The 5,091-nt window shown below is 40.4% G+C and carries 4 protein-coding genes and 1 pseudogene; all 5 read left to right on the forward strand.

What is annotated here, in order from left to right; genetic code table 11:
- The first annotated feature begins 196 nt into the window (after window positions 1–196).
- The gene (locus RM368_RS37830) at window positions 197–358 is read left to right on the forward strand and encodes a hypothetical protein (protein ID WP_322698819.1); all 162 of its coding nucleotides are present in this window, start codon (window positions 197–199) and stop codon (window positions 356–358) included.
- 224 nt (window positions 359–582) lie between these two features.
- Entirely contained in the window at window positions 583–1,602 is a 1,020-nt protein-coding gene (locus RM368_RS37835) for an isopenicillin N synthase family dioxygenase (protein ID WP_322698820.1), read from the forward strand.
- 382 nt (window positions 1,603–1,984) lie between these two features.
- Entirely contained in the window at window positions 1,985–2,515 is a 531-nt protein-coding gene (locus tag RM368_RS37840; protein ID WP_322698821.1) for a hypothetical protein, read from the forward strand.
- 414 nt (window positions 2,516–2,929) lie between these two features.
- The gene (locus RM368_RS37845; RefSeq protein WP_322698822.1) at window positions 2,930–4,132 is read left to right on the forward strand and encodes an FtsW/RodA/SpoVE family cell cycle protein; all 1,203 of its coding nucleotides are present in this window, start codon (window positions 2,930–2,932) and stop codon (window positions 4,130–4,132) included.
- Window positions 4,133–4,189: 57 nt separating this feature from the next.
- A pseudogene (locus RM368_RS37850) lies at window positions 4,190–5,083 on the forward strand (class I SAM-dependent methyltransferase).
- Window positions 5,084–5,091: the final 8 nt, after the last annotated feature.

Raw genomic sequence — 5,091 nt, forward strand, 5'->3', positions numbered from 1 at the left:
CGATCCCATACATTGGCGCTTTGGCGCTGTTGTAAGGTTGCTGTCATGGTTTTATGATTGCGGTTGTTTATGAATCAGACGTTTTTGTTTTCGCCTGTGAAACTACTTTACACTGCTTTACAAATATTAATCAAGTGCTAAGAATTTTGTAGAGTCAATAGAAATCATTAGCTTTACTTATTTAAGAGCTAGATGAGTGTCCAGAATCAGAGATGAAAAAAGAGCGATCGCTGCTCTACTCCATGATGCTATAGTGCATTATCGCCACCGCCTATGTAGACTCGTTCCCGACAGACAAATCTTCGACTCACTGACGACACAACCCGAAAAATTTTTCTCTCGCCACAAAGCTATCTAAATCAACACTTGATGCAAATGTCCTAACCTATGTGACTACGGCTATATCGCATACCAGTTCAATTACATACTATTTATTATGTAGTCTAGTAGTTCGCCAAGGAAACGCAAGCGGGTTAAAGGGACTCATGTTTTAATTCCTTCCCCTTTTCCCAGTCCAAACATCGCAATTTTGGGTTGGCAGACTACTAGTTATTAATCTACGCACTACTAAAAAAACAGAGTATGACAATCTTGCAAGTTGTGCATAAAGAGTTTTCAGAAGTTCCCGTCATTGATATTAGTCCATTGGTTTCTCAAACTAGCAACTCCAGTGATGTAATTGCAGACCAAATTAGACAAGCTCTCCATGATTACGGTTTCTTCTATATCGTCGGACATGGAGTTGATGAACAACTACAAAAGCAGTTGGAACATCTCAGCCAACAGTTTTTCGCGCAGGATATAGAAACAAAACTGAAGATTCGTATGGCTCTTGGTGGTAAAGCATGGCGAGGATATTTCCCCGTGGGTAATGAGTTGACATCAGGTAGACCGGACTTAAAAGAAGGTATTTACTTCGGTACAGAACTAGAATCAGACCACCCACTTGTGAAAACTGGTGTACCAATGCACGGTCAAAATCTTTTTCCATCGAATATTCCCCAATTTAAAGAAACAGTGCTGGATTATATAGACTCAATGACCAGACTTGGACACACCCTAATGGCTGGTATTGCTCTCAGTTTGGGGTTAGAAAAGTCCTACTTTGCAGACCGTTATACAAAAAACCCATTGATATTATTTCGAATTTTCAATTATCCTCCTAATTCATCATTATCTGAATCTAAATGGGGCGTTGGCGAACATACAGATTATGGAGTATTAACTATACTAAAACAAGATAATGTCGGTGGATTACAAGTAAAATTAAAGTCTGGTTGGATAGATGCACCTCCTATTCCTGGTTCATTCGTATGCAACATTGGGGATATGCTCGATCGGATGACACGAGGACTGTATCGCTCAACACCCCACCGCGTTCAGAACCGATCGACAAGTAGTCGCTTATCATTTCCATTCTTCTTTGATCCCAATTTCAACATTGAAGTCAAACCGATTGAACTCAACGGCATAGTAGTGAATGACGATCGAAGCGATCGCTGGGATAAAGCCAGTGTCCACGAATTTCGCGGGACTTATGGCGATTATCTTCTCAATAAAGTCTCAAAAGTATTTCCAGAACTGCGCCAAACAGTCTTCTAGAGTGCTGTTATACCATTTCACAAAAAATCTAACTTGGTTCAAATGTTGAGCTATTTTTGCTTGCTTTAGTCTCAACTCCAGGATGTAACAGTATGGGCAATAGTGTTACATCTATCTTTTGCGCTAGTCAGCCAGTCGGTTGCTGAAGAGTGAAAACCGCTAATTGATCGGCGAAAGCCCGCTTGAAGGCGGGCCGCGCTTCGCCACGGGCGACATAGGTAGAGAAATGAGGAAACATATCAAAAAAAAGTAGTTTTTTACCGAATTTGAAATGCTACTGTGAAAAATAGTTATATTGCGATCGCCTTCGGTGGGCGGTTACGCCATCGCTAAATTCTTGGCAATTCTTCGTTATGTCTCTATTTGAATATGGTATTAATTAATGCTCATCTGTACTAATAGCCAAATTCCTTTTCCCCGTTCCCTGGTTTATGCTACCTATCGGGACAAACTAGTTGAGCTAGTTCCCTATATGCCAAATGTGCGCCACATCACACTTTTATCCCGTAGGGAAGCAGGCAGTAATGTTTATAGTGTCAATGAATGGCACGGTGGCAGCGAAATTCCAGCAGCAGCAAGAGTTGTCCTTAGTGAAGATATGCTCTCGTGGACAGAATATAATACGTGGAATCAGGCTCTGTTTACAGTTGAATGGCGTATTGAAACTCACGCTTTTACAAAAGCAGTCAAGTGTTCTGGCAAAAATCGCTTTCTGTCAGATGGGAATACGACAATAATTGAAAGCCGTGGTGAACTAGCGATCGACCCAAAACAAATCAACGGAGTACCATTCTTTCTCACAAGTACAATTGCTAATGTAGTTGAAGATTTTTTAGGAAAAAATATACAACCTAACCTAGTAGCAATGAGTGCGGGAGTATGCCAGTATCTAAAACAAAATGCCAGAGATTAAAAGCTAGACTTTATTCTCAATAACTTAATATTAGTGACAATAATTCACGAAAGAATAAGGCTTTGGGCTAGGGGTATAGTAAGCGTTGATGCAGCCCGTCGTAGACATTGCTTAATCAAGGAGATAATGAGAAACGTATTATGTTACGTCGTCTATAGGACTCGTATTTGATTGCGTGAAAAAAACTTAGTATACATTTATTCTTTCTTCCCTGTTCCCTGTTCCCTATTCCCTGTTAAGAGTTTCCTCTCTACGCAAATAATTTCTCCGAATCAAAGCGGATTCCTATAGTCATCTAAAGATTTACTTTATAAATGGTCTCTTATGGTTGTAAAGCCTACTTATGAGTTATAAGTTATGATTTATGAGTTTTATTTTTAACTCCTAATTTCTAACTTTTTACCTGTACCGATCGTGAATCTACGCCGCCTGATTCCAATTTTTGATAGTTCAGTTTCCAACTGGGCATTAGAAGCGCGATTGTTGCGCTGGTTAACGTTGATTTGGCTGTTCGTCGGCTTGATCATGCTATTTTCAGCATCATATCCTGTTGCTGATGCTCGTCATAATGATGGTTTGTACTACTTTAAACGTCAACTGCTTTGGGTCTTAGTTTCCTTAATCGGATTCAATATTATTGTTAATTCGCCGTTGCAGAAAATTTTGGGACTATCCCATTGGTTTTTATTGCTGTTTTTGGGGTTAATTTTTGTCACACTGATCCCAGGATTGGGAAGAAAAGCTTTTGATGCAGCGCGTTGGATTGCGATCGGCCCAATTCCGATTCAACCCTCAGAACTAATTAAACCCTTTTTGGTGCTGCAAAGTGCGCGGCTTTTTGGTCAATGGGAACGAATTAGTTGGCGCATTCGCTTCGCTTGGTTAGGCGTATTTGGTTTGGTACTTTTAGGAATTCTTGCCCAGCCTAACTTGAGTACAACGGCACTTTGCGGCATGACTATCTGGCTAATTGCTCTTGCAGCTGGCTTACCCTACAAATACTTGGGAGGAACAGCAATTGGTGGCGTGATGTTGGCAATACTCAGTATTAGTATTAAAGAGTATCAGCGTAAGCGGGTGATGTCATTCCTCAATCCTTGGGCGGATGCTACAGGAGATGGCTACCAGTTGGTGCAAAGTCTGCTAGCTGTGGGTTCTGGGAAAACTTGGGGAGCTGGATATGGGCTTTCTCAACAAAAGCTGTTTTATTTACCAATTCAAGATACCGATTTTATTTTTGCGGTGTTCGCTGAAGAGTTTGGCTTTGTTGGCAGTATGGTGTTGTTGGTACTTTTAGCTACATTCGCTACTCTCGGATTAGTTGTGGCGCTGAAGGCTAAAAATATAATACATCGATTGGTAGCGATCGGTGTGACCACTTTGATGGTGGGACAATCATTGCTCCACATCGGTGTTGCTACAGGTTCTCTACCGACTACTGGCTTACCTTTACCCATGTTTAGTTATGGTGGTAATTCTATGATTGCCAGCTTAATAGCTGCTGGGTTGCTGATTCGGGTAGCACGTGAGAGTAGTGAAGCTGAGGTAGTACCGTTGCGAAAACCTCAATTTGAAAATGGGCGCAGACGCCGAGCTTTTCATAAAACTAGAAATTGAGCTAGTAAAAGCTACGATAGACAAAGTTTTACGCTCTTTGCAGGAATTGAATAGATTATGAAAGATTTAAAACAAACAATAATCAGCTACTCCAGCACAGACCTAGAACAGCGCAAACATTGGTATTCTCCAGCCCCAGAAGCTTACAATCAAGCAAGACCACGCTATCCTCAAGATTTGATTCACCAAGTAGTGGAACTTGCTCAACTCTCCACTGATTCAAAAATTCTAGAAGTGGGATGTGGGCCTGGAACTGCAACAGTAGCGTTGGCAAAGCCCGCCGTAGGCATCGCTCAATTGGGTTGTTCTATAATCTGCTTAGAACCCAATCCAGATTTTTTCAGGTTAGCTCAACAAAATTGTCAATCATATTCCAATGTAGAGATACAGAACACATCCTTTGAAGAGTGGGAACTCAAGCCACTTGAATTTGATGCCATTTTAGCAGCCAGTTCTTTTCATTGGATATCACCAGAAGTTGGATATCCAAAAGCTGCAAATGCCCTAAAAGAGAATGGCTACCTAATTTTATTATGGAATAAGGAACTTCAACCCAGCTACGAAATATACCAAAGTTTATCACAAGTCTATCAACTATATACTCCATCTCTTGACCGATATGAAGACCAAAAAACTCAATAATATATCTTGAGACAATTAGGAAATATGCCTATTGATTCGGGGCAATTCAAAAACTTGAGAACAGGACAAGTTATCTCAGAAGTAACCTACACTGTCGATGAATATTTAACACTTTTGAACACTTACTCGCCATACATAAAATTAGATCCAGAAACTAAAAATTATTTATTTTTGGGATTGAGAAATTGCATAGAAGATGATTTTGGAGGTAGTCTGCAACTTTCATATATCTCTGCTTTTCATATTGCCCAAAAAGTTACCTCGGGAGCATCCAGTTTTGGAAGATTTACCATTTCTGAGAAAATGTAGAAGGAAAG

This window comes from Nostoc sp. DedSLP03 (assembly GCF_034530815.1).
Taxonomy (GTDB): domain Bacteria; phylum Cyanobacteriota; class Cyanobacteriia; order Cyanobacteriales; family Nostocaceae; genus Nostoc.